Consider the following 24,634-nt stretch of genomic DNA (forward strand, 5'->3'; position numbering starts at 1 on the left):
AGAAGCTCATGTCCCGTGTCAGCGTCAAAACCAGAGAAGATCTGCCGGCCGAACTCCGGCCGCTTTGGGACACGATGACGACCTACGGCGCGTTTGAAAATCAGGCCGGCGTGATGGCGCACCGGCCGCCCATTTTCAAACACGTCTGGTCGCTGCTGATCGATCTTGCCAATGAGGCCGTCCTGCCGAAGCGCTATCTCGAACTGGCGCTGGTGACGGTGTCGCTTCTGAACAAATGCACTTATTGCGTTTCGCATCATGCGCCAAAGTTGGCGATCCAGGGCGTTTCGGAAGAGGGCGCTGAACGCCTCCTTGATTACAAGGATCATCCCGAACTGGATAACGTCGACAAGCTTGTCGTCGAATACGCCATCGCCGTCACCAATAACTGGAACAGGACACGAGACGAGATTTTTGCCCGGCTGCGCGAGCATTTTTCCGCAGCGCAGATCGTGGAGCTGACCTGGCGTACCGCGCTCTGTGGTGCGTTCAACCGCTTCAACGACATTTTGCAGTTCGATATCGAACAGGGCGTCGTTGTCCGCGACGCCGCCGAATAATCCGTATCCAAGGATCAGACCATGAACTCTGTTATTTCGCGCCGTTCGCTGCTGGCTGGCATCAGTGCCCTGCCGTTCGTGCCTCACCTCGCGCATGCGCAAGCGAGCGAACCGATCCGGATCGGCGTATTGGCGCCGCTAACCGGCGGTGGCGGTCCCTATGGTGCCGATATCGTCAAGGCCTCGAAGCTTGCCGCAGACCAAATCAATGCGGCCGGCGGCGTATTGGGCGGGCGCAAGATCGAACTGTTTGTCGAAGACGACGAAACCAGCGCGACCGCGGCCGTGAAGGCGGCGCGGAAGCTGCTCGATATCGACAGGGTCGTGGCCATCACGGCGATCTGGGGCTCGGCGCCGATTCTGGCCGTTCGTCCGCTGACGCTGGAAAAGAATGTCGTGTTGACGGTGCTGGGCTCAGCCGACGAGGTGACCGAGGGCGATACCAAAGGGCTGGTGTGGCGCTTCCAGGCTCGCGCATCGAGTTGGGGCGAACCGGCCGCGCTGGCCATCCTCAAGGGTGGATACAAGAAGGTCGGCCTGCTTCACCTGCAAAATCCCTTTGTCGCTTCCATGATTCCGTCTTTTGTCGCGACGATCGAGAAGGGTGGCTCGAAGGTCGTATCGGACGTCGAATACAAACCTGACCAGCCGTCCTACCGCGCCGAGATCGAGAAGGTCTATGCGGCAGGTCCTGACGCGATCTTCGTGCCGGGTTACGTCAACCAGTTCACCTCGATCGCCAAGGAGATTTATCGCGGCGGCTACAAGGGCAGGGTGTTCTCGTTGACGATCGCCGCCGCAGCCGGGATCGACGGCAGCAGCACATTCGTCAAGAACGTCGGCAAGGAGGTTGCGGAAGGCATCGAGCACGTTCAGCCGATCAGTCCGTTGGACCGCCCGGAGTACAAAGCCTTTGTCCGGGCGATGGGCGCGCCTGATGGTACCGTGTTTCCGTTCGCGGCACTTCAGTTCGACGCGATCAACGTCCTTGCCACCGCGATCGAGAAGTCCAAATCGGCAAATCCGGTCGAGTTCGCCAAGGAGATCATTCCAATCACCAACGGACCTGGAACGAAAGTATCGACGGCTGTCGATGCGCTCGCCTTGGTTCGCAAGGGCGAGGCAATCGATTTCACGGGTGCCGGCCAGGACCTCAAATTCGACCAGCGGGGCGAATTGATCGGGCGGCCGTTCCTGCATCAGGTCATTCGCGATGGTAAGGACGTGGTTCTCGGGACCGTCGGCGGCGCGGCTTAGCAAGCGGCCATGGCGCCGTAGGTTCAGCGTCCCTATTGCGCGCCGTTGATTGGCGTGAAGCGGATGAACACAGGTGGCACAACGGTTTCTTGCTCTCAAATGGATGCCTGGCTGGCCGAAACCATGATTTTCCCTGTTTGCAGGGAATTTGACTGGAGACCGGTGTGATCACCACTGCGTCGCCAGCCGGGCACTCCGATGTCCCGGCCAGGCTCCTCAGGAAACGCAAGATAGCGCTCGCCCCAGGGTTGGATGCTTGTCCGGCAAACGGTGCTATCGTCGCAGCAACGGCCCTCAGCCCCCCGCACGGCACACGAATTGCAGGGTTTGCTTTCCGTCCTTGGCCGGTTTGCGGCTTGGTGTAACTGACCATACCGTGTCGGGAGAACAAGTTGATGATGCAGGTGATCGCTGGAATCAAGTGCTCACAGATGTAGTTGGATATCGATCGATGAATGCCTCTGCCAAGCCGGTACGGATCGGGGTCGATATCGGCGGAACCTTTACGGACCTGCAGATCTTCGATGCGCGTAACGGCCGGATCGTGGCTCACAAGCTGCCAACGACACCGGAGGATCCGTCGATTGCGCTCGTCGAAGGGATCAAGACGGCCGGCCAGCGCTACGGCTTTACGTTGTCAGACGTCGGCTATCTTATGCACGGCACCACCATTGCCACCAATGCCGTGCTTGAGCGGAAGCTTCCAGCCGGTGCGTTGGTGACGACCGCAGGCTTCGAAGACGTGCTTGAGATCGGCCGCCACTATCGTCGCGACGTTTATTCGATCCATCCGCAACCCGTCCCCGCGCTGATCCCCCGCAACCGGCGCTTCGGTTTTCACGAGCGCATGCGCTTTGACGGCACCGCTGAACGCGTGCCGACCGAGGCTGACGTCGATGCCGTTATCGTGCGGCTTGCCGCCGCCGACATCGAAACTGTCGCGATCGCGTTACTTCACGCCTACGCCAACCCCGACCATGAAAAGTGCCTCGCCGATCGGATTCGAAAAGCATTGCCGAGACTCGACGTTTCACTGTCGTCGGTCATAAGCCCTGAAATTCGGGAATACGAGCGGACCAGCACGACCGTGCTGAATGCACTTTTGCAGCCCGTTGTGCGTGCCTACATCGAACGCCTTGAGGCGCGAATGCGCGCCGAAGCATTTGCGCCTCACCTCTTGATCGTGCAGTCGAACGGTGGGGTATGCACGCCGGCCACCGCCGCCGCCGAGCCTGCCCGCCTTTTGTTGTCAGGCCCGAGCGGTGGCGCCATGGCGGCGCTCGAACTCGCGCGTCGGCTCGACGAACCGAATCTGGTAGCCGTCGACATGGGTGGCACTAGCTTTGACGTGTCCGTCGTCCGCGACAGCCGGCTAGAGATCGTCACCTTGAGCGAAATCGACCGGCTGCCGGTACGCCTGCCGATGATCGAGATTCGCACGATCGGCGCCGGCGGTGGCTCGATCGCTCGCGTCAGCGCGACGAGGCAAATGACGGTTGGCCCTGAGAGTGCCGGCGCGCGCCCGGGCCCTGTTTGTTACGGCCGCGGCGGCACGGAGCCGACGGTGACCGATGCTAATCTCGCCCTTGGTCGGCTGGATGCTGCAACCTTCCTTGGAGGCGCTATGGCGCTCGATCGAGAGGCCGCCCGCGCCGCCATATCAGCGCGCGCGGGAGAGCCGCTCGGGCTCGATACGGATGCTGCTGCTGCCGGCATTCTCCGTCTGACCAATACCAATCTCGCCGCGGCAATCCGCGTCAGCCTGTTCGAGAAAGGTCTCGATCCGCGCGATTTCACGATGTTGAGCTTTGGCGGCGCGGGGTCGGTTCATGCCTGCGCGGTGGCGGATGAGCTTGGCATCCGGCGCATCATCTTTCCGGTCGATGCCAGCACGTTCTCCGCGCGCGGCATCCTGATGGCCGATATCGAGCACGCTTTTGGCCGTTCGGGTGTGCGGCCGTTCGACGGCAGTGCTGTTGCCTGGGTGCGTTCATGTTTTGAGAATCTGAAGGCTGAGGGAGCCGCGCGGCTCGAAGCCGACGGCATTGCACCAGCCGATCGTCAGTTCGAGCTGTCTGCCGATTTGCGCTATCGCGGCCAGGCCTTCGAACTCACGGTGCCCTGGGGCGAGGTTCCGATCGACGAAGATGGCCTCGGCGAAATCTCCCAGCGTTTCCACGCCCACCACGCCCAACGATTTTCCTACGCCAATCCCGAAGACATGGTCGAACTCGTCACCTTGCGGCTTGTCGCGATCGGCCGAATGGCGCGTCCTCAGATTTCCGCTGAAGAGCCGTTATGCGCCGATGGCTCCGCGGCAGGTCACCGCCGTGTCTATGTCGACGGCCGATGGCAAGACGTCGCCGCATGGCGGCGCGATGCGATCGGAGATTCGCTTGGGATCATCGGGCCGGCGATCGTCGAGGAAGACTATACGGCGATCTATGTTGCCCCCGGCTGGTCGCTCGTGCTCGGGCGCGACGGTCACCTCATGGCGGCTCGCAGTGAGGAGTTGGCATGAGCGTGCTCGATGCAATCGAACTCGAGGTGCTGCGCAACGCGCTGACGGCTGCGGCGGCGGAGATGGACGTCACGATGTGGCGGACCAGCCGCTCGACCATTGTGCGCGAGATGCTCGACTACTCGACGGCCATCTTCGATGCGAATGGCAATAACGTGGCGCAGTCGGCGCGCATTCCGCAGCACCTCAATTCCATGGGCTATTTTCTGCAGACGATCCTCGACCGGTTCATTCCGGCCGACCTCTGGGAAGAGGGCGATGTCATTATCTCCAACGATCCCTATTGTGGCGGCCAACACCTGCCGGACATCGCGGCTTTCCGTCCGGTTTTTTCCGGGGGCAAACGGGTCGCGATCGTCGGCACGCTTTGCCATCATCTCGATGTCGGCGGCATGTCGCCCGGCAGCTATGCTGCGAATGCGACCGAAATTTATCAGGAGGGATTGCGGATTCCGCCCTCGAAACTTTTCGCCAAGGGCGTGCGCAATGACGTGCTGTGGGGACTGATCGCGCAGAATGTTCGCCAGCCGGTGGCCGTCATGGGTGACCTGCAGTCGCAAATCGCGTCCCTGGGTGTCGGCGTGCGCGCGGTCGAAATCCTGACCGCGCGATACGGCGCGGACACCTTGATCGCATCGTGTTCGGCGATGTTAGATGCGTCCGAAGCCACCATGCGCGCGGCCATTCGCGCGATTCCTGACGGTGCTTACGAGTTCGAGGACTTTCTCGATGACGACGGCATCGATGTGACGAGGCCGGTACGCATTCATGCGCGGATCACCGTGAACGGCGACAGGTTGGTCGTCGATCTCTCCGGCTCGGACCACGCGGTCCCCGGACCGATCAATGCGACGCTGGGCTCAACATCATCTGCGGTCTATTTCGCCATCGTGGCCGCCGCCGACCGCGTGATCGTTCCGAACGCGGGTTGCTACCGTCCGATCGAGATTGTCGCGCCGGAAGGCTTGATCGTGTCGGCGCAGCATCCGTCGCCTGTTGCACATCGCCTTGCGCCCGGTCACGTCCTGCTCAACGTTCTGTTCGGTGCTCTTGCGAAGGCTATCCCAGGACGACTGCCGGCGGCCTACTACGCCGTCAGCTACGTCTGTTCGTTTCAGACGATGGAAGAGAGCGGCGAACGAAAGGTGCTGGTCGAGATTGAAGTCGGCGGTTGCGGTGCCCATCCCAACGGCGATGGCGCCAGCGCGCATTCGTTCGGAATGCATAACAACGCATCGATCCCGGTCGAGATGATCGAAAGCAGCATGCCCGTCACCATGGTCGAGTACGGTCTCGCGCCGGGGACGGGCGGAGATGGCCGCCATCGCGGTGGCCTCGGCCTGCGCAGAGCGTGGCGCATCGATAGCCAGGCGGCGACCTTTACGGCGCAGATGGACCGCTTCCGCTTTCGTCCGTTCGGGCTTGATGGCGGCGAACCTGGCGCGGCAGGCCAACTCGAGCTCGTGCGCGAGGGCGAAGTACAAGCATTGCACTCGAAGATTTCCAATATGCCGCTGCGAAAAGGCGACGTTGTCCGGCTTGTCACCTCCGGCGGCGGCGGTCTGGGCGCGCCTGGTGAGCGTCAGGCATCCGCGCGGCGGCGGGATCGCGAGCAAGGTTATTTGGCGGAATGAGGCACGTCTGATTAGTTTGAAACAGTAGGGGTGAACATCATGGATCGTAGAACGCTTCTTTTAGGTGGTACAGCAGCGCTTGCCGCCAGCACTTTGCCAGCACGCGCTCAAAACACCGGCGATATCAGGATCGGCTTCACCTATCCATTGTCCGGTAACTCCGCCCAGATCGGGGTCGACGCGCAAAGGGCGTTCGAGACCGCGGCCGAGATCATCAACAACAACTACGATTTCGATCTGCCGTTGGCAAAAGGCGCAGGTCTGCCGGGATTGGGCGGTGCCAAGGTGCAACTGATCTTTGCCGACCATCAATCCGATCCCCAGAAGGGTCGTGCCGAAGCCGAGCGCCTGATCACCCAGGAAAATGTCTGCGCCGTCATCGGCACCTATCAAAGCGCGGTAGCGGTCACCGTCAGCCAGACCTGCGAGCGCTACCAGATTCCGTTCGTCTCTGCCGAAAACTCCTCGCCCAGTTTGCACAGGCGCGGCTTGAAATATTTTTTCCGTCCGTCGCCGCATGACGAGATGTATTCGGCGGCGATGTTCGACTTCTTCGACGCGATGAAGAAGAAAGGCACCAAGATCGAAACCTTGGCGCTGTTCCACGAGGATACGATCTTCGGCACCGACTCCGGCAATGCGCAAGCGAAGCTGGCGGCCGAGCGCGGTTACAAGATCGTGGCCGATATCAAGTACCGCGCCAATACGCCCTCGCTCTCGGCCGAGGTGCAGCAACTCAAGGCAGCCAATGCCGACGTGCTGATGCCGTCAAGTTACACCACCGACAGTATCCTTCTGATCAAGACGATGCTTGAGCTTGGCTACAAGGCGAATGCGATCGTGGCGCAAGACGCCGGTTTCTCCGACAAGGCGTTCTATGACGCGGTCGGCGACAAGGTCGAGGCCGCGATCTCGCGCAGCACCTTTTCGCTCGATCTTGCCACCAAGCGGCCAATGGTCGGCACCATTAACGCGATGTACAAGGCAAGGTCCGGCAAGGACCTCAATGACCTCACTTCGCGAGAATTCATGGCGCTTCTGGTGTTGGCGGACGCGATCAACCGCGCCAAATCGACCGAGGGTCCGAAGATCCGCGATGCGTTGGCCGCGACCGATATTTCGGGAGAACAGACCATCATGCCGTGGCGGCGCATCAGGTTCGACGAACTGGGCCAGAACAACGATGCCGATCCGGTGTTGCTGCAGTATGTCGGCGGCAAGTTCGTCACGATCTTTCCGCCGCAGGCCGCAATTGCGGAGGCTGTCTGGCCGATGAAGTGAAATCCGGCGCAGCCGGCTTATTCAGCCGGCACGGTGTCCCGCTATTTGCTCAGTTTTCGCCATGATGTGACTGTGGCGGGGGGGGCGTTACAGCCGGCCGCAAGAACAGCGGCTGTGAGCTGTGCCGCCTTGATCAATTCGGCCTCGGTTACCTTGTCCCTGAGATCAGCTGGCGTGAGAACGAGCCGCACATTTGCGGAAGGGTTGTCGTAGCCCGCCACCAGTCGAAAGGCGGGGATACCTGCAAGCGCAAAGTTAGCGTGATCGGAATTCGTCTGGAGCGGCCGCACGCAGCGCAAGGCGTGTCCATTCGCTTCAGCCGTTTCCAGCAGGAACGGCTCCAGTCCGCCAAACCCGCTGGTCAATGCGGTGAGGCGTTTACCGCCGGCGACAGTATCGAGATTGATGTTCAAGACGATGCGCTGTTTTTCAACGTCGGACAGACCTGCGACGTAACGCGCCGAGCCGGTCAGCGCCCATTCTTCCGCACTGAAAAATGCCAGGCGTACGCCCCGCCGCCAGCCTTGCACGTGTGGCGCGATGGTTCGGACTACCGCCAGCGCGGCTGCGACGCCTGAAGCATTGTCCATGGCGCTCTCATTGATGTCGTGACCGTCCACGTGTGCGCTGAGGACAACCACCTCGTCAGTTTGGCCTGGCATGTCAAAGAGTAAGGTTGAGGTTTGCGCTTCGTATTCTTCGGTTTCGATCATCATGGTGGCGTGCGCCCATCCGGCGGCCGTGCGCGCCAGGCGCGCGGCAGTTTCCGGTGCAATGCCCATGGCCGGGATTCCTGCATCGCCCTCGTTTCTGCCGGAAGATCCCGTCACCAGCGCGCCCGCCAACGGACCGGCGATGAGAAAGCCGGCGGCGCCGGCTTCAAGCGCCATATTGTATTTGCGGCGGCGATGGATCGTGCCGGCTGCAAACATGAGTTCATGTCGCACCAGGACGATGCGGCCGGCGATTTCTTTTTCATGGGCTTCGAACTCTTCCGGTGTGCCACGGCCGAGGTCGATCACCTCCGCGCTGAGCCCGCCAGCTGGGGTCGGTGTCGAGCGCACCAACGGATGGCAGGCGGCAAGCGCTCCGTCGGAAAGGCGCAACTCGGCTTTTATCGCGCGCCAGCCACCGTAGCTGACGGGAAGGGAAGTACAGGGAACACTGCTCGCGAGGCTACCGCGTTCGGCGACATATTCCATCGCCGCGCGCTCGCTCTCCGTGCCGGCGAGACGGCCGCCAAAATTACAGAGCGCGGCAAATTCCTCGCCTAAAGCGCCGTCGGCGGCAATACGGGCAAATACATCCGGCGGTAGATGCATCGGTCAGTCTCCGAGAAAGTTGCGCATGTGGGCGTCGAACGCATCGAGGAAGTTGCGCGCGAGCATCGAAAGGTTCGGATCGGCCGCATGAAAAACCGCGATATCGTAGAGAACGGCGGGCCTGAAGGTGCGGATCTCCAGTCCGGCGGACTGAAACTGCAGCGCCGAGGCGCGATCGACGATCGAGACCCCTAATCCGCTCGCCACCATCGCGCAGATGGCTGCGAAGAATTCCGAACTTGCGACCACATTCAGACGCGCTTGCGCGTCCGAAAATACCTTTTCCACGAGATGATAGCCGGTCATGAGCCGCGACACACCCACGAACGCACGGCCGGACATCAGTTGCGGAGTGATTACGTCGTATTCACAGAGCGCATCATTTTTCGGCAGGATGGCGACGAACTCCATCGGGTAGCGCGTGATGGTGAGCCCGGAAGGATCAATAGGCGGTTCGGCAATGCCGATATCGTAGCTCCGCGAGGGAAACATGCCGCGCACCACGTCGGAGTTGCGGATGAAGAGCTCGACTTTGACGTTGGGCCGCTGTTTGGCAAAGGCGGCAACGACGGGGGGCAGCAGCGATATACCCGCCATCGGATGGCCCGCAATTGTCAGCGATCCAACATCGCCAGCACGGATTTGCTCGGCAATTCGGCTCAGATCGTTGATCTTCGCAAGCGTGTGTTCGACCTCATCGCGGAAGACAATGGCTTCCGCGGTCGGGCGCACCCGGTTGCCTGAGCGGACGAAGAGGGCGAAGCCGACATCGGACTCTAGCCGCGCAATCTGTGCGCTCACCGCCGGCTGGGTGAGACCGAGGGACGCAGCCGCGTGGGTCATGGAACCGCTGTCCAGGACACTGCGAAACGCTTCAAGGAGACGAGGGTCAATTTGCATAAATTTTGGTTATTGCTAATTCGACTTCTATTGCTTTAATTTAAGCCAGCGCACCAAATTTAGTAAAGCCTAGCATTATATTTTTTTATGCTGATCCTGCGACGGGGTCCGGACTTGGCTGCACCGTTGATCGCTTCCGAGAAGGTATCGAAGAGCTTCGGTCCGACCGAAGTGCTGCGGCACGTCAGTCTCGCGGTCGCGCCGAAAGACGTGGTTTGCGTGATCGGACCGTCCGGCTCGGGCAAGACCACTTTGCTGCGCTGCCTCGCGCTACTCGAACAACCGACCGACGGATGGGTGGCCATGAACGGCGTCACGATTGCGTCCGCACGCAACAGTTCTGAAGAGCGCCGCGCGGCGCGCGAGGTGCGGCCGGATATCGGCATGGTGTTCCAGCACTTTAATCTGTGGCCGCACATGACGGTGCTTGGCAATCTGATCGAGGCCCCGCTGCGGGTGAAACGCATGCCGAGGGCGGAGGCCATCGCAATGGCCGAGGCGCTGCTCGCCAAGGTCGGTCTCTCCGACAAGCGCGATGTCTATCCGAACCGGTTGTCCGGCGGCCAGCAACAACGCGTTGCGATCGCCCGTGCATTGGCGATGTCGCCCAAGGTCCTGCTGTTCGACGAACCGACGTCTGCGCTCGATCCCGAGTTGCGTCAGGAAGTCTTGATGGTGATGCGTCAGCTCGCGGGCGAGGGGATGACCATGCTGGTTGTGACCCACGAAATGGGCTTTGCGCGCCAGGTCGGCACCCGGGTCGTGTTCATGGACGCCGGGGAGATCGTCGAGGAGGCGCCGCCCGAGACTTTCTTCACCGTGCCGTCAAGCGAACGCGCGAAACGCTTTATCTCCCAGCTCCAGAACTAGTCCCAAGGATCAAGATCAACAGGATCAGGATCAAAGCCAGCGAGAGGACAAACGGATGAAATACAATCTGCGCCCATTCTTGTTTCACGCGGCCGTGCTTGCCGTCACCGCCGCGCTCCTCACGCCGACGCCTGCAAGTTCAGCCGAGGTGAATTCGCGGCTCAACGAAATCACGAAATCCAAAAAGCTGCGCGTCTGCCAGTTCCCGCTCTACTATTCGATTTCCTTCCGCAATCCCAAGACGGGCGTGATCGAGGGTATCGATGCCGATCTTGCCAAGGAACTCGCCAAGGATCTGGGTGCGCAGCTCGAGATCGTGGAAAGCAGCTTCGGCACTTTCATCGCCGATCTTCAGGCCAACAAGTGCGACATCGGCATGTTCGCGCTCGGCGCCTCGCTTCAGCGCGCGCAGGCGGTGGAGTTTTCGAAGCCCTACCTCATCACCAATGTCTATGCGGTGACCCGCAAGGACGGCCCGATCAAGAACTGGGACGACGTCGACAAGCCCGGCATCAAGGCCGCCGTGACGCTCGGCAGTTACATCGAGCCCTTCATGAAGGGTTATCTGAAGAAAGCCGAGTTGATTTCGGTAGCGCCGCCCAATACGCGCGAAGGCGAACTTGTCGCCGGCCGCGTCGACGTCATCATGACGGACTTTCCGACCGCGGTGAAGGTGACCGACGAGTTCGACTGGGCCAAGAGCATCGAACCGCCGGAGAAACTGGCCGTCACACCTTACGCTTATGCCGTGCCGCAGGGCGATCAGGTCTGGCTCAATTTCATCAATCTCTTCATCGACACCATCAAGCTCGATGGTCGTCTGAAGAAATATGCCGAGAAGAACAAGCTCGGCCCGATTGTCGCTCCGTAAAGTCAGGTAAGACGCCGTGGTCACCTATCAATTCAGATGGGATGTCATCTGGAACAACCTCGACTTCCTGATGTCGGGGCTTCAGATGACGTTGTTCATCTCGGCGACGTCGCTGATATTTGCGCTGATCGGCGGCCTCATCCTGGCCTTGTTTGACCTCTCGCGATTCGCTGTGCTGCGGGGTTTCAGTCTCACGCTCGGGGAAATCATCCGCAACACGCCGATTCTCGTGCAGCTTCTGTGGGTCTATTACGTACTGCCGATCGTCTTCAACATTCGCGTTTCCTCGCTGGCCGGCATCCTGATCGGTCTGTCACTTTATATGGCGGCCTTCATCTCTGAAGTATACCGGGCGGGCATCCAGGCCGTTCCCAAGGGCCAGCGTGAGGCCGCACAGGTGCTCGGCCTCACGCCGGCGCAGAGTTTTATACGGATCGTGCTGCCGCAGGCGATCCGGATGACGCTGCCGCCGCTGGCGTCGAATTTCGTGCAACTGATCAAGTTCTCCTCGCTGGGTGCGGTGATCTCGGTGAGCGAGATCACGCGGCGCGGCATGGAATTGTCGTCTTCCACCTTCAGGCCGCTGGAAATCTTCTCCTTCATCGCGGTGGTCTATTTCTTCATCTGCTGGCCGCTCGCGATGGCGATCCGTATCTGGGAAGGCCGTCTTGCCCGTCGCTGATCACGTTTCATCCTTGAGTGCACGCCTCCAAGCCGAGGTCGAAGCGCAGCGTGGCTTTTTGATCGAGACCACGCGGAGGCTCGTCGCCGTGGCGTCGCCCAATCCGCCCGGCGATGTGACGGAATGTGCCGAAGTCGCCACTGGGCTGTTGAGGGCGATCGATGGTGTCAGCATCACGCGTTACGAAACAGCACCGGGTGTCGTCAATCTGGTGGCCGTGATGAAGGGCGCCGCGCCGGGGCGCAGGCTCGTCTTCAACGGGCATCTCGACACGTTTCCGATCGGGGAGGGCCATTGGACGGTGCCACCGTTGGGTGGCACGTTAAAGGACGGACGAATTTACGGCCGCGGCGTTTCAGATATGAAGGCCGGCATTGCGGCCGCGCTGACCGCGCTTCGAATCCTTGCGGGCTTGCGTGAACGCTGGCGCGGCGAACTGGTCATGACGCTTGCCGGCGACGAAGAGAATATGGGTTCGCTCGGCTCGCGCTGGCTTTTGGAGCATGTGCCGGAAGCCGGGGGCGACGCGATGTTGTGCGGCGATGTCGGCTCGCCGATGGTCTTGCGCTTCGGCGAGAAGGGACTTTGCTGGGTCGAGATCGAGGCCGAAGGCCGTCCCGCCCATGGCGCGCATGTTCATAAGGGTACGAATGCCATCGATCGGCTTCGACAAGCGCTGGACGGGTTGAAGCGGTTGGAGAACCTCCCCGTCGCAGCTCCTGCAGATGTCACGTCGGCGATCATGGCTGCCAGGCCGATCTCGGAGGAGTTATCGGGCGAGGGCGAGGCGGAAACCTTGCAGCGCGTGACCGTCAATATCGGCACGATGGAGGGAGGGATCTCGCCGAACCTGGTGCCGGCGCGGGCGCGCGCGGCCGCCGATATCAGACTTCCGGTGGGCGTCAGCCTGGAGGCCGTCGAGGCGGCCCTGCACCGCGAACTTGATCCTTGCCAGGGTGTGAACTGGCGCATCATACGCGCCTATCCTCCAAGCTTTACGCCGCCGAGCCACGAGATCGTCCGTCGGACGATCGCCGCGGCGACAAAAGTATTGGGAACAGCGCCCGTCGCCAATATGCGCGTGGGAGCGTCCGACGCCAGGCTCTACCGCATGTTCGGTGTGCCGAGCGTGGTGTTCGGCTGCACGCCCTTCAATATGGGCGCGCCGGACGAATACATCCTCGTCGACGAGCTGGTGGCGGTCGCGAAAGTTCATACGCTCGCTGCCTTCGATTTTCTGAGCGAAGCCTGACTGGAAAAACCAACAATGAAAGCATCAGAACTTTCAACGGCAGATCTGTTTCGCACCAGCACTGGTTTCATGGGCGTACCCTGGGCGTCGTCCGCCAAAGGATCGAAGGCCGCGATCCTCGGCGTGCCGTTTGATTGCGGCACGCATGCGTTCCGTATCGGCTCACGGGACGGGCCACGTTCGATCCGTGAACAGTCGCGACTGGTGCGCGCCTTCGAGTCCGAACGCGCCGACTATGATATTCGCGCGGCGTTGAGGCTGGTGGATTGCGGCGACGTGGACGTCACCCCGAGCCGCATCGAAGTGGCGTTCGAGCGCATCGAAGAAGCCGCCTGGCGCATCGCCTCCGATGGAGCGACCGTGGTCGGATTCGGCGGCGACGGCTCGATCTCAGTGCCGCTGGTCCGCGCCGCCTCGCGCAAGTGGCCAAACCTTTGCGTGCTTCACGTCGACAGCCACACCGATTGTCATCCCGTCAATCCCGATCATCCTTACGACGCCGCCAGCCAGTTCAGTCACGTCGCCATGGAGCAGCGGGTATCGGCCGGCGCTTCCTATCACGTCGGAATCCGCGGCCCGACCTATCGCGCCGGCGTCGCAGCCCACACCAAAAGCTTCGGCTATAATGTCATCACCATGCGCGACTATATGCGACGCGGAGAGGCGGATGTGCTCGCAGAACTGCACGCCGCGATGAAGGGACGCCCGGTCTATCTCTCGTGGGACATGGATTCCTTCGATCCGTCGGTTGCGCCGGGCGTATGCACGCCGACCTGGGGCGGCTTCACCGCACGCGAAGGCCTGCAATTGCTGCGTGGACTATCGGGGCTCGATATCGTCGCCGTCGACATCAACACGGTGAGCCCACCACACGACGTCAACGGCATGGCGGCTCACCTGGCAGCCTACATGACCTACGAGGCACTTCTGCTGATCGAGGAAAAGGCCGCACGCAGAGACCCTGCGGCCTAATGCTAAACCGGGCGATTTAGCGAGACTAGCGCGGGAAACCGTATACCGTAGCCGCCTTCTCGTTCGATACCAGGTCGCTGGCTATATCTTCACTCACGTTCGCGGCGGCACGCTCTTTGGGGTCGCCGATTCCGGCGCCGCCGGGCGTCATCACCACCAGCCGGTCGTCGGCGGGCACGGTCTGAAAGCCCTTGCCGCGCAACTTCTGTCCGGATTTGAGTCCGACATAACCGTTCTCGCCATTGCGGCCGCCGTCACGTCCGCGTGGCGGATGATCGATGCGATCGAACGCCGCGAGGATTTCGAACGGCGCATCGATGCCGCTGCCCACTTCGATGATTTGACCGAGGCCGCCGCGGGTGCGTCCGGCGCCGCCGGAATCCGGACGCAACTCCTTGCGCCAGAAGATCAGCGGGGTTTGGGTCTCGGCGATCTCGACCGGCGTGCCACGCACACCGCTGGGATAGGCGGTCGCGGACAGACCATCCTTGGCGAAACGCGCCCCCGTGCCGCCGTTACTGGTCACCGCCATCGAGAATCCATAGTTGCCGCCGGCGCCGCTGCGCGTCTGTCCTCGCACATTCAGATTCCACAGGCAGGACGTTCCTTCGGCCGGCACCCGCTCGGGAATGATCTGGCGAAGGCAGCCGAACACCACGTCGGGCAGCATCTGGCCGATGATATGGCGCGACGACACCGGCGCCGGTTTCAACGCGTTGAGGATCGCCCCCTTGGGCGCCGATACCGTGAGCGGCGCCAGCGAGCCGGCATTATTTGGAATCTGTGAGGCCACCACGCAGCCGAGACCGAACACAGTGTAGGCGGTGGTGTAGGATGCCGGCACGTTGATGCCAAACTTCGATGCCGCCGAGGTGCCGGCATAATCGACATGAATACCCGTGTCCGAAATGGTCAGCGTCGCCGAAAGCGTGACTGGCTCGTCATAGCCATCGACCACCATGCTGTTGCGCCAGACGCCCTTCGGCAATTTCGCGATTTCGGCCAGCACCGCCTCGCGCGAACGGTCGCAGACGTGATCGGCGATCTGATCGAGCGTTTCGATGCCGAACTCCTCCATCATCTCGACCAGACGCTGGCAACCGACGTCGTTGCAGCCCGCGAGCGAATAGGTGTCGCCTTCGGTGTCGATCGGCAACCGCGTGTTGCTGCGGATCATCGACATCAGGGTTTCGTTGACGACGCCCTGATCGATCAGCTTCAACATCGGGATGTAGAGCCCTTCCATGAAAACGTCGGTGGCGTCCGGTCCAAAGCCGATACCGCCGATGTCCATCAAATGGCTGGTGCAGGAGAACAGCGCGACCAGCTTGCCGTCCTTGAAGCAGGGCGTGGTGACGACGAAATCGTTGAGGTGACCGGTACCCATCCACGGATCGTTGGTGATGTAGGCGTCGCCTGGCTTCATCGTCTCAAGCGGGAAATGCGTGATGAAATGCTTCACCGATTCTGCCATGGAATTGACGTGGCCGGGCGTGCCGGTCACCGCCTGCGCCAGCATCCGTCCCTTCGCATCGAATACGCCGGCCGAGAGATCGCCGCACTCGCGCACGATCGGGCTGAAGGCCGTTCGCAGCAGAACCTGCGCCTGCTCCTCGACCACGGCAATCAGCCGGTTCCACATGATTTGCAGATCGATGAGGTTCGCACCGTTTGTTTCGCTCATGATCAGGCTGCCTTCCGTTCCATGACGATGCTGCCGGCACCGTCGATATAGGCCTCGAAGCTCACCGCAACGAACGTCGAGGTTTCATCTTCCGCGATCACGGCGGGACCTGCGATGGTCGCCCCCGGCGGCATCTGGTCGCGCAGATACATCGGAATCTCCACCACGTGCCCGGCGCGTCCGTCGAAAAAGCTGCGGTGGCCTGCGGCTTTGCCGGCCGGCTTGCGCATTACTTCCGCGACCCGTGCCGGATTGCGCGGTTCGGTGGTCGCGAGCACCGACCAGCTGAGCACTTCAATCGCCGCGCCCGGGATCGGTCGCTCGAACAGCGCCGCATAATCCTTCTCGAAGGCCTGGCGCAGGCCGGCGAGATCTGCCTCGGTGAGCCGCCGACCGGGCAATTCGACCGTAATCTCGTGGCCTTGTCCGACATAGCGCATGAAGGCCGTGCGCCGCTCGCGCACCGGCATCCCGGCGGCGCCAGGCTCCACCAGAGCCCGGGCTTCGCTCGCGATCTCGTGCAGCAGATCGGAAACCGCCGCGGTGTCGAATTCGTCCAGTCGAACATGACGGCTTCGTACCAGTTCATAGGCGATGGGGGCTGCGAGAAATCCCACGGCCGAGCCGACGCCGGCGTTGGACGGCACGATCACCCGCGAGACGCCGATCCTCTCGGCAACGCGTGCCGCGTGAAGAGGCGCTGCGCCGCCGAATGCAATCAACGTATGTTGCCCCACGACAGCGCCGCGTTCGACCGCATGCACGCGGGCCGCGCTCGCCATATTCTCGCACACGATCTCATGCACGGCGTAGGCCGCCGTTTCCGCTGCTAATCCCAACGGCTCGCCAATGTCACGCAATAGCGCCTGCCGCGACAGCTCAGAACTGAGCTTGATCGTACCGCCTGCGAAGGCATCGGGATCGATCTTGCCAAGCGCAACATCCGCATCCGTCACGGTGGCGTGGACGCCGCCGCGACCGTAGCACGCCGGTCCCGGTTCGGAAGACGCGCTTTCCGGTCCCACTGTGACCCGCTTCAGGGCATCGACCCGTGCGATCGAGCCGCCGCCGGCGCCGATCTCGACCATTTCGATGACGGGAATGCGCACCGGCAATCCCGATCCCTTCAAGAAACGCGCGGCGCGGTCGACCTCGAACACCCGCGATGTTTCCGGCTGATATTTCTCGATGAGACAGATTTTTGCGGTGGTTCCGCCCATGTCGAAGGACAACACCTTGCTTTCGCCAAGGCTCGCAGCGATCTGGCTTGCAAAAATCGCGCCGCCCGCGGGGCCCGACTCCAGAAGACGGACCGGAAAGCGCCGTGCCGTCTCGATCGACGTGACACCTCCGCCCGAGGTCACGAGGTAGATGGCGCCGCGAAATTGCTGGACCTGCAGGGCTTCCGCCATGCGTCCGAGATAACCGTCGATCAGGGGCTGGACATAGGCGTTGGCGACCGCCGTCGAGGTGCGCTCATATTCGCGAATTTCAGGGCACACCGCCGATGAGAGCGTCACCCTTATATCCCGCATCTCCGCTTGCAGGATCGAACCGGCGCGCTGTTCATGCGCTGGATTGGCGTAAGCGTGGATAAAGGCGAGGGCGATGCTTTCCACATTTTGCGCGCGCAACTTTGGCACCAGCGCCCGTACGGCTGCTTCGTCAAGCGGCAGCCTGATGTCACCATGCGCGTCGACGCGCTCGGGCACCGTGAAGCGAAGAGATCGCGGCACCAGCGGCTTCGGCTTGTCGATCGCAAGGTCATATTGATCGTAGCGGCTCTCGGTGCCGATATCGAGCACGTCGCGAAAACCTTCCGTCGCGATCAGCGCGGTCTTCGCACCCCGGCGCTCGATGATGGCGTTGGTGGCCAGCGTCGTGCCGTGAATAAAGACGTCGACATCGCTGATGTGGGCGCCGGCGTCGGCCAAAATGAGACGCATCCCGTCCAGCACCGCCTGCTCAGGACGAGCAGGCGTCGTCAGCACCTTGCGCGTCTTGCGATCCCGCCCGACGTCGAGCACGATATCCGTGAACGTACCGCCGATATCCACGGCCAGCCGCACTTCGGCTCCGTCAAGCATTCCAGATCTCCGCAGGTTTTCTGATGAACAGATGGGAAAACATACTGCAATTTGTACAGCAATTTGTATGCCAGCATCTGCGGCGGTGCGCTCAACCATTTTTGCTGGGCACCTATACGGCACAGCTTCTACGAATTTCTGCTCTCGTACCGGCAATGCGGCTAGCGGCCCAGAGGTGCTGTCCGGGCCACTAGCCAACTGGTCGTCGCCGGAAAACCAAGGCAAGACGACGTATTCAAGCGACTGCAGCCGAACGTGAATGCAGATCGCCCGTGTGGCGGCGGTTGTCGACGCTGAATGCGCCGGCCCCGAAGGCGACGATCTGAAGGAGTCCGCCCGCCATCATCACGTTCTTGAGGAAGTGGATCATCTGGTTCTGGTCGGCGAAGTTGCTGTGGAACGAAATCGCCGTCGCCAGCGCAAAGAGTGCCAGGCCGGCCGCAACGAATCGGGTGCGATAGCCGGCGATGAGAAGCAGGCCGCCGCCGAGCTCGATGGCGACAGCGAGCGCAAAGGCCAGCGGCGGAACGGGCAATCCCGCAGCGCTGATCATGGCGGTGGTGGCGCCGTAGGCGGCGAGCTTGCCAAGGCCGCTCATGGCGAAGGGAAGACCAATCATCAGTCTGCCAGCGAAAGGAAGGTAACGGGTCATGCTCATTGAAAATCTCCTTGAAACGGGGTTTCCGCCTCTCGGGGCGGGCTCGACAAATCTGTCGCGAAAGCTGTTTTTTCGAAATAGAAAGAATAGAAATGTATCGTTGCGGGATTGTCGATGTCGAAATTGCCGGATTTTGAGGGGATCGCGATGTTCGCCAAGGTGGCGGAGGAGCGATCGTTCGCCGCGGCGGCCCGAGCCATGGGAGTATCGGTCGCGACCGTTTCGCGGGCTGTCACCCGTCTCGAAGAACGGCTCGGCGGGCGTCTGTTCAACCGGACCTCGCGGCGGCTGGCATTAACGGACTACGGCCGCACGCTGGCCGGGAGGGCCACCAGGATCTACGCGGACGCGGAGGAAACCGAGGACTTCGCCCGCAAGGCCTCGAGCCGCCCGCGGGGCCTGGTGAAATTCGCAGCGCCGCTGTCCTTTGGGACGCGCTGGGTTGCGCCCCTGCTGCCCGAGTTCTTTCGCCGGTATCCCGACATCGCCGTCGATCTTCATCTGACAGATGCGCAGACCGACCTTATCGGCGATGGCTTTGACGCCGCATTGCGCATCGCCGTCATGAAGGATTCATCGCTTGTCGCGCGACAGATCGTGGCGGTCCGGCGTTTTGTCGTGGCGTCACCAGACTACATTGTCCGATATGGTCGCCCGCGGCACCCGCGCGATCTGATTTCCCATCGCTGCCTGACCTACGCTAACAAGGCAAAGCACGATACCTGGCGCTTCGCTCATCTGAAAACCGGCGAGGAATGCTCGATCACGCCAAGGGGGCAGCTGCGGGGAACGAGCATCGAGGCGCTGTTGCCGACAGTACTGGAGGGGCTGGCGATCACCGAACTGCCTGAGTTCGTTGCCACACAATATTTTCCGGAGAAGCAGCTTGAGCCGATCCTGACCGATTGGAGTCTCCCGGGAGGCGGATTGTACTTCGTGACGCCGACGGCTCGCGCGCGTCCCGCAAAGGTTTCCGCTCTGGCCGACTTCCTGATCACCGAGCTTGCCGACGCACGGTGGAGCGCCGAGAGGGTGATGGGGTGGAAACCGCCTGCACGGCGCAGGAAAGGAGCCCTTGCCGGTTCGCCGCCGGACACTAAAAGATAGCCTTTGCGACGTAATTCAAATACTGGTCAAGAAAATCCCTGAGGAAACAGCATGAGCGCAACCGATCAGTTCGAAACGGCAGTGATCGAAGATACCAGCCTTGTCGCGTTTTACCGCGACATGAATACGCTGGAGCGCCGTACGTTCTGGGCTTGCGCCGCAGGTTGGGCGCTCGACGGCATGGACTTCATGATCTATCCGCTCGTGATCGGCACCATCATCACCATGTGGAAGGTTGATGCTGCCTACGCCGGCCTTGCTGGCACGGTAACTCTGCTGTCGTCTGCCATTGGCGGATGGCTGGGCGGTTATATCGCAGATCGTGTCGGCCGGGTCAGGACACTGCAGTTCACCATCCTCTGGTTCTCGTTCTTCTCACTGGTCTGCGCGATCGTGCAGAACTTCGATCAGCTGCTGATTGCGCGGGCCGTGCTGGGATTGGGCTTTGGCGGCGAATGGGCGGCGGGCGCGGTGCTGATGGGCGAAGCCATTCGCCCGCAATATCGCGGCCGTGCGGTCGGTTCGGTGCAATCGGGGTGGGCCGTGGGCTGGGGCCTGGCTGTGCTCGCGCAGGCCGTACTGTATTCCAACTTTCCGCCGGAAACCGCCTGGCGTTGGATGTTTGTGATCGGCGCTCTGCCGGCGCTTCTCGTATTTTATCTGCGCCGCTACGTTTCAGAACCGGAAATGGCCGTGGCGGCGCGGGCCAAGCAGGCGCAAGCCGGAGATCAGCCGTCGATATGGGAGATCTTTTCTGGCCCGTTCTTGACGACGACGGTCCTGGCGTCGTTGATGGCGACGGGATGCCAGGGCGGTTACTACGCGATTACATTCTGGGTTCCGCGCTTCCTTACGACGGAGCGAAAGCTCTCCATCGTTTCTTCGACGGGCTACTTGTCAGCGCTGATCATCGGGTCTTTTGCCGGCTATCTTGTCGGTGCCTGGCTCGCCGATCGGATCGGACGGCGTAATCTTTTCCTGATCTTTTCGGTAGGCGCGATCGCTGTCGTGCTGCTTTACACCCAACTGACGTTACCGAACGAAGCTTTATGGGTGCTCGGCTTTCCGCTCGGCTTTTTTGCCTCTGGTTATTTCTCCGGTGTGGGCGCCTTCCTGACGGAATTGTATCCGACGCGACTGCGCGGTTCCGGTCAGGGCTTTTGCTATAACTTCGGCCGAGGGATCGGTGCGCTATTCCCATTCATGGTCGGCGCGCTGTCGAACTCAACCTCGCTCGCAAACGCAATTGCGATCTTTGCGGTCGCGGCGTACGCCGTGTTTTTCCTTGCCGCCTTCGCATTGCCTGAAACGCGCGGGCGCGTGCTGCAGGCCGAAAATTAAATTCGAAAAAAGCGTGGGCGGAAACCGCTGGTCGAAGATCAGGTTTCTGCCGGCGCGGCCTTGGCTCTTGGGCTCAACAATGCAATCACATATTGCCGTCCGGGCATCTCGATGAATCGATAGCTCAGATATGACAGGAGCCAGATCGCCGCAAAGGCAGCGAGCGTGCAAAGCAGATAGGCCGTCAGATTATTGCCGAGGTGCCGCGAGGAACGCTCGGCGAACGTGAAGAAAAGGGGATGGAAAAGATAAATTGAATAGGAGATGACACCAAGGTGATAGACGAGCCGGTTGCCGAACAGAGCCTGCGCAACGCGGCCGTCGCGCGAGAGCACGGCGATAAAAGGCACAAACAGCAGATAGATCGGCAGATCCTCAGTCGTAAAGACGGAGAGAGCCAACATCAACGCCAGTATGCCAATCACGAGAGCGTCCTGGGCGATTGCCGAGAGGCGGTCCAGATAGACCGCGAACCGCAGCGTCGCGAGGCCAAGGGTGAATCCGATAATGGCGCGGCATAGCGGGAGGAGGGAATTCCGCGCGACGACATCCAGAGGGCCGCTCGAGCCCTGGCCGCTAATGCTGATCAAGTAGATGCCAATGAGGGCAACAACGACGCAGGCGATGCACCAGCGCAGATTTTTTTCCAGCGTGTATTTCATCAAGGCTGGTGCTGCGAAATAAGAACCTAGTTCCGCGCTCGACGCCCATGATACGCCGATCAGCGGATAGATATTAAGCCCCCAGCCGGTCAGCAGCAAAAGATTGCCGACGGCATCGAGCCAATCAAATCGCGCGAATGTTTCGTCACCTGTCAAACCGAGCGCGATCTTCAGCACATAAAAGGCCGAAATCACGATGTAGGCGGGGTAGAGCCTTGCAAATCTCTTGACGAGAAAAATTCGGTAGTCCGACGATGATTCCGGATGAAGGTGGTCGCGATAGACATACCCAATCACAAAACCGCTCAACATGAAAAACAGATCGACCGGGAGATACCCGTGAGGAATGTCCCAGACGTCGCTGACGTGATCGAGACGAAACTTACCGTAGTGGTAAATCACGATGATGATGGCGGCGATACCCCGTACGCCGGTCAATGATCGAATCTCGGCCTTCATATTGACTATCACCTCGGCAGCTTCAGCAATCGGCGCGTTCACGAATGGCGAGAAACCTAGCGTAGCGAGGCGTTGCGGAAAAATTCAAATTTTGTGCAGACGGCAAGCTTGCCGCAGCAAGGTTCGCGCCGTTAGCGAAAACTTGTCGCAAAAGACTCCATCGCGGCGAACGTGGCAAGCAATGTGGGTTGTTCCTGATACGTTGATCGACGGTTACGAAGGTCGATAACCCCTCCGATGAAGCGATCGGCCGGTCCGGGTGCACGCTAAGGAGGCTAACCGGAAGGGGCGTTCTTCACCACGTTCGAACCATCCCCGGATTCGGCGAAATAAAATTACTGGACGACTTGCAACCGGTCCAAAAGTCCTATAAGTTATGCTTATTCGATTAGCCGCTGTGCCTTTTTGAATGCGCCCTGCCGGCTCCTTCCCAAAGACCTCGACCAGTTGAATTCGAAAACGCGCGATCGTCGTGCGGATTGTCTTTGGAGAAGTTAGATGGCGACAGGTACTGTAAAGTGGTTCAACGGCCAGAAGGGTTTTGGCTTTATTCAGCCCAACGACGGCGGAAACGACGTCTTTGTGCACATCAGCGCGGTTGAGCGTGCTGGCCTTTCCGGTCTCAACGAAGGGCAGAAGGTCAACTTCGAGCTCAAGACCGACAAGATGCGGGGCAAGGTAAGCGCAGAGAATCTCTCGCTGGCCTGAACCGTCAGAGCCATTTCACGGATGTACTGAAATGGCGTGGCGCCCGCTCGATCCTTGGATTGGGCGGGTTTTGCTTTTGTAGAGTTGGATACGATGGCCGACAAGAAGCCGATCGAAAAATCGCCAGAGAGCCTTGCGCGCGTCAATCGACAACGATTGGCGGCGGAAGAGGGCGCGCGGGCGATGGCCGACGTCGAGCAAAAGTCGGTCGCGGTGAGGCGCAACATGGAACGCCTTCGCGCCTTGAGGCAGGCCAAGGAAGAGGAGGAGGCAAAAATCCAAGCCTCCGCTCCCGCAGACACAAAGAAGAAGCGCAAGGTCAAGGCGAAGGCTTAGACGGTCGCGCCAGAGCCAGGGGCTCGGCGACGCCGCGCACAAGAAATTCCGTAAAGCTCGCGGATTCCACATTGTCACCCCATCTTTTTTCGGCGTTGAAAATTCCATCATCCCTCGCCATTCTGGCAGCGATTGCCGGCGACTTCGTCGGCGCTACGCAGGGGCTTGGTTGTTCGATGATGTTCTCTTCCGCGCATCTTAAAACCGCAACGCAAGACGCTGAATTCGAATGAGCGCGCGCACCATTTCCGTCGACGTGATCCGGATTCCGACCAAAGGGCCCGGCGACGTTTCGGGCCTGATCCAGTTGATTGAAGCCGGCCGTATCGATCCGGTATCGATCCTGGCGATCCTGGGCAAGACCGAAGGCAACGGCGGAGTAAACGACTTTACCCGCGAATATGCCGGCTCGGCACTGTCGATCGCGCTCGCGCCGTATCTTGCGCTGCCGCCGGAGCGCGTGGAGGAACGGGTCGCTTTCGTGATGTCGGGCGGCACCGAAGGCGTGCTCAGTCCGCATATCACTGTCTTCACGCGTAACCTCTCCGGCAACAATGACGCGCAATCCGTCTTCGCCGACAAGCGGCTGAGTATCGGCATCGCCCACACCCGAAATTTTCTCCCCGAGGAGATCGGACGTGGCGCGCAGCTGACTGAGACGGTGAAAGCGGTTGCCGCCGCGATGGCCGATGCCGGCATCGACAATCCCTCCGATGTGCATTTCGTGCAGATCAAATGCCCCCTGCTGACCAGCGACCGTATCGAGGAGGCCCACGGCAGGGGCCAGAGGCCGGTGACCACCAGCGCGTACGGGTCGATGGGATACTCGCGCGGCGCCTCGGCGCTTGGCGTGGCCGCAGCGCTCGGAGAGGTCAAAGGCGACATCAAGGACGACGACATTCTGAAAAGATACGATCTGTTCTCGTCGGTCGCCTCGACATCCGCCGGCATCGAGCTGATGCACAACGTCATCATCGTCATGGGAAATTCGCGTGCGGCTGCGAGCCCCTTCGTGATTGGCCATGCGGTGATGCGCGATGCGATCGACACCGCCGCGGTGATCGACGCTTTGCAAAGCGTCGGCCTGCGGGGTGAAGGCTCTGCTCCTGTTGCGGCGGGCGGTCTGGTAAATATCTTCGCCAAAGCGGAGGCCTCGCCCGACGGCACGGTGCGCGGATTTCGCCACACCATGTTGGAAGACACCGACATCAGTGCCACGCGGCACGCACGGGCGGCCGTCGGCGGTTTGATCAGCGGCCTTTCGGGAACGGGGGCCGTGTACGTCTCGGGCGGAGCGGAGCACCAGGGACCGCCGGGTGGTGGCCCGGTCGCCGTCATTGCGCGCGTCTAACTTGCGGCGCAAGCAGCATCGAAAGTTTCATCGGCACGGCAACCTATTGGCGGTGGCGGCGTTTCTCTGCGGTGTTCCACCGGAACCGCCGATCGCAGACCAGAGACCATTAGCCGTCA

General features: G+C 61.0%; 21 protein-coding genes. 15 read left to right on the top strand and 6 right to left on the bottom strand.

The annotated features are described in order from the left end of the window. The first annotated feature begins 8 nt into the window (after nt 1–8). The 5 genes from ABSE61_RS28160 (at nt 9) to ABSE61_RS28180 (ending at nt 7,253) form a co-directional block, all read left to right on the top strand. Entirely contained in the window at nt 9–560 is a 552-nt protein-coding gene (locus ABSE61_RS28160; RefSeq protein WP_423874430.1) for a carboxymuconolactone decarboxylase family protein, read from the top strand. 21 nt (nt 561–581) lie between these two features. Further along, a complete protein-coding gene (locus tag ABSE61_RS28165) occupies nt 582–1,817 on the top strand; it encodes an ABC transporter substrate-binding protein (protein ID WP_423874431.1) in 1,236 nt (411 codons plus the stop codon). A 451-nt stretch (nt 1,818–2,268) separates the two neighbouring features. Then, nucleotides 2,269–4,338: a hydantoinase/oxoprolinase family protein gene (locus ABSE61_RS28170; RefSeq protein ID WP_423874432.1), complete on the top strand. Its 2,070-nt coding sequence runs from the start codon at nt 2,269–2,271 to the stop codon at nt 4,336–4,338. Then, on the top strand, nt 4,335–5,972 hold the full coding sequence (locus tag ABSE61_RS28175; RefSeq protein WP_423874433.1) for a hydantoinase B/oxoprolinase family protein: 1,638 nt from the start codon (nt 4,335–4,337) through the stop codon (nt 5,970–5,972). The genes ABSE61_RS28170 and ABSE61_RS28175 overlap by 4 nt, the downstream gene beginning before the upstream one ends. A 39-nt stretch (nt 5,973–6,011) precedes the next feature. After that, entirely contained in the window at nt 6,012–7,253 is a 1,242-nt protein-coding gene (locus tag ABSE61_RS28180; protein ID WP_423874434.1) for an ABC transporter substrate-binding protein, read from the top strand. 41 nt (nt 7,254–7,294) lie between these two features. Here the strand turns inward: ABSE61_RS28180 and ABSE61_RS28185 are convergent, their stop codons facing one another. Together ABSE61_RS28185 and ABSE61_RS28190 are read right to left on the bottom strand one after the other, a co-directional pair. Beyond that, nucleotides 7,295–8,275: a M28 family peptidase gene (locus tag ABSE61_RS28185; protein WP_423874435.1), complete on the bottom strand. Its 981-nt coding sequence runs from the start codon at nt 8,273–8,275 to the stop codon at nt 7,295–7,297. Between the two features lie 303 nt (nt 8,276–8,578). Further along, nucleotides 8,579–9,475, bottom strand: coding sequence for a LysR family transcriptional regulator (locus tag ABSE61_RS28190; protein ID WP_423874436.1), 897 nt, complete (start codon nt 9,473–9,475; stop codon nt 8,579–8,581). A 114-nt stretch (nt 9,476–9,589) separates the two neighbouring features. Between ABSE61_RS28190 and ABSE61_RS28195 the strand changes: the two genes are divergently transcribed. Genes ABSE61_RS28195 through ABSE61_RS28215 form a run of 5 tightly spaced genes read left to right on the top strand, consistent with a single transcriptional unit; the run spans nt 9,590 to nt 14,122 of the window. After that, a complete protein-coding gene (locus ABSE61_RS28195) occupies nt 9,590–10,345 on the top strand; it encodes an amino acid ABC transporter ATP-binding protein (protein WP_423874437.1) in 756 nt (251 codons plus the stop codon). 55 nt (nt 10,346–10,400) lie between these two features. Then, nucleotides 10,401–11,216, top strand: coding sequence for an ABC transporter substrate-binding protein (locus tag ABSE61_RS28200; protein ID WP_423874438.1), 816 nt, complete (start codon nt 10,401–10,403; stop codon nt 11,214–11,216). A gap of 16 nt (nt 11,217–11,232) precedes the next feature. Next, nucleotides 11,233–11,898 (top strand): amino acid ABC transporter permease, encoded by a 666-nt coding sequence (locus tag ABSE61_RS28205; RefSeq protein WP_423874439.1) that lies wholly within the window; start codon nt 11,233–11,235, stop codon nt 11,896–11,898. A gap of 13 nt (nt 11,899–11,911) precedes the next feature. Then, nucleotides 11,912–13,150, top strand: coding sequence for a M20/M25/M40 family metallo-hydrolase (locus ABSE61_RS28210; RefSeq protein WP_423874440.1), 1,239 nt, complete (start codon nt 11,912–11,914; stop codon nt 13,148–13,150). A gap of 15 nt (nt 13,151–13,165) precedes the next feature. Beyond that, nucleotides 13,166–14,122: an arginase family protein gene (locus ABSE61_RS28215; RefSeq protein WP_423874441.1), complete on the top strand. Its 957-nt coding sequence runs from the start codon at nt 13,166–13,168 to the stop codon at nt 14,120–14,122. 25 nt (nt 14,123–14,147) lie between these two features. On the opposite strand, the gene ABSE61_RS28220 is transcribed toward ABSE61_RS28215, so the two are convergent. From ABSE61_RS28220 to ABSE61_RS28230, 3 genes are all read right to left on the bottom strand, one after another. Next, a complete protein-coding gene (locus ABSE61_RS28220) occupies nt 14,148–15,806 on the bottom strand; it encodes a hydantoinase B/oxoprolinase family protein (RefSeq protein WP_423874442.1) in 1,659 nt (552 codons plus the stop codon). 2 nt (nt 15,807–15,808) lie between these two features. Next, complete coding sequence (locus tag ABSE61_RS28225) at nt 15,809–17,893, bottom strand: hydantoinase/oxoprolinase family protein (protein WP_423874443.1); 2,085 nt, start codon at nt 17,891–17,893, stop codon at nt 15,809–15,811. A 235-nt stretch (nt 17,894–18,128) separates the two neighbouring features. Next, nucleotides 18,129–18,551 carry a DoxX family protein gene (locus ABSE61_RS28230; protein WP_423874444.1) on the bottom strand — a complete coding sequence of 141 codons (423 nt, stop codon included), beginning with the start codon at nt 18,549–18,551 and terminating at the stop codon, nt 18,129–18,131. Nucleotides 18,552–18,665: 114 nt separating this feature from the next. Here ABSE61_RS28230 and ABSE61_RS28235 point away from each other — a divergent pair, with 114 nt between their 5' ends. Further along, nucleotides 18,666–19,658, top strand: coding sequence for a LysR family transcriptional regulator (locus tag ABSE61_RS28235; RefSeq protein ID WP_423874445.1), 993 nt, complete (start codon nt 18,666–18,668; stop codon nt 19,656–19,658). 51 nt (nt 19,659–19,709) lie between these two features. Next, nucleotides 19,710–20,999 carry an MFS transporter gene (locus tag ABSE61_RS28240; protein WP_423874446.1) on the top strand — a complete coding sequence of 430 codons (1,290 nt, stop codon included), beginning with the start codon at nt 19,710–19,712 and terminating at the stop codon, nt 20,997–20,999. Nucleotides 21,000–21,037: 38 nt separating this feature from the next. On the opposite strand, the gene ABSE61_RS28245 is transcribed toward ABSE61_RS28240, so the two are convergent. Continuing rightward, nucleotides 21,038–22,120, bottom strand: coding sequence for an acyltransferase family protein (locus tag ABSE61_RS28245; RefSeq protein ID WP_423874447.1), 1,083 nt, complete (start codon nt 22,118–22,120; stop codon nt 21,038–21,040). Between the two features lie 498 nt (nt 22,121–22,618). On the opposite strand from ABSE61_RS28245, the gene ABSE61_RS28250 reads away from it, so the two are divergent. The 3 genes from ABSE61_RS28250 to atzD all read left to right on the top strand — a co-directional run bounded on the left by ABSE61_RS28250 (nt 22,619) and on the right by atzD (nt 24,515). Beyond that, nucleotides 22,619–22,828 carry a cold-shock protein gene (locus tag ABSE61_RS28250; protein WP_423874448.1) on the top strand — a complete coding sequence of 70 codons (210 nt, stop codon included), beginning with the start codon at nt 22,619–22,621 and terminating at the stop codon, nt 22,826–22,828. 93 nt (nt 22,829–22,921) lie between these two features. After that, nucleotides 22,922–23,164 (top strand): transcriptional regulator, encoded by a 243-nt coding sequence (locus ABSE61_RS28255; RefSeq protein WP_423874449.1) that lies wholly within the window; start codon nt 22,922–22,924, stop codon nt 23,162–23,164. Nucleotides 23,165–23,393: 229 nt separating this feature from the next. Next, nucleotides 23,394–24,515: a cyanuric acid amidohydrolase gene (gene atzD / locus ABSE61_RS28260; protein ID WP_423874450.1), complete on the top strand. Its 1,122-nt coding sequence runs from the start codon at nt 23,394–23,396 to the stop codon at nt 24,513–24,515. Nucleotides 24,516–24,634 lie beyond the last annotated feature (119 nt).

Origin of the sequence: Bradyrhizobium sp. (assembly GCF_049519115.1) — a bacterium.
Lineage (GTDB): Bacteria > Pseudomonadota > Alphaproteobacteria > Rhizobiales > Xanthobacteraceae > Bradyrhizobium.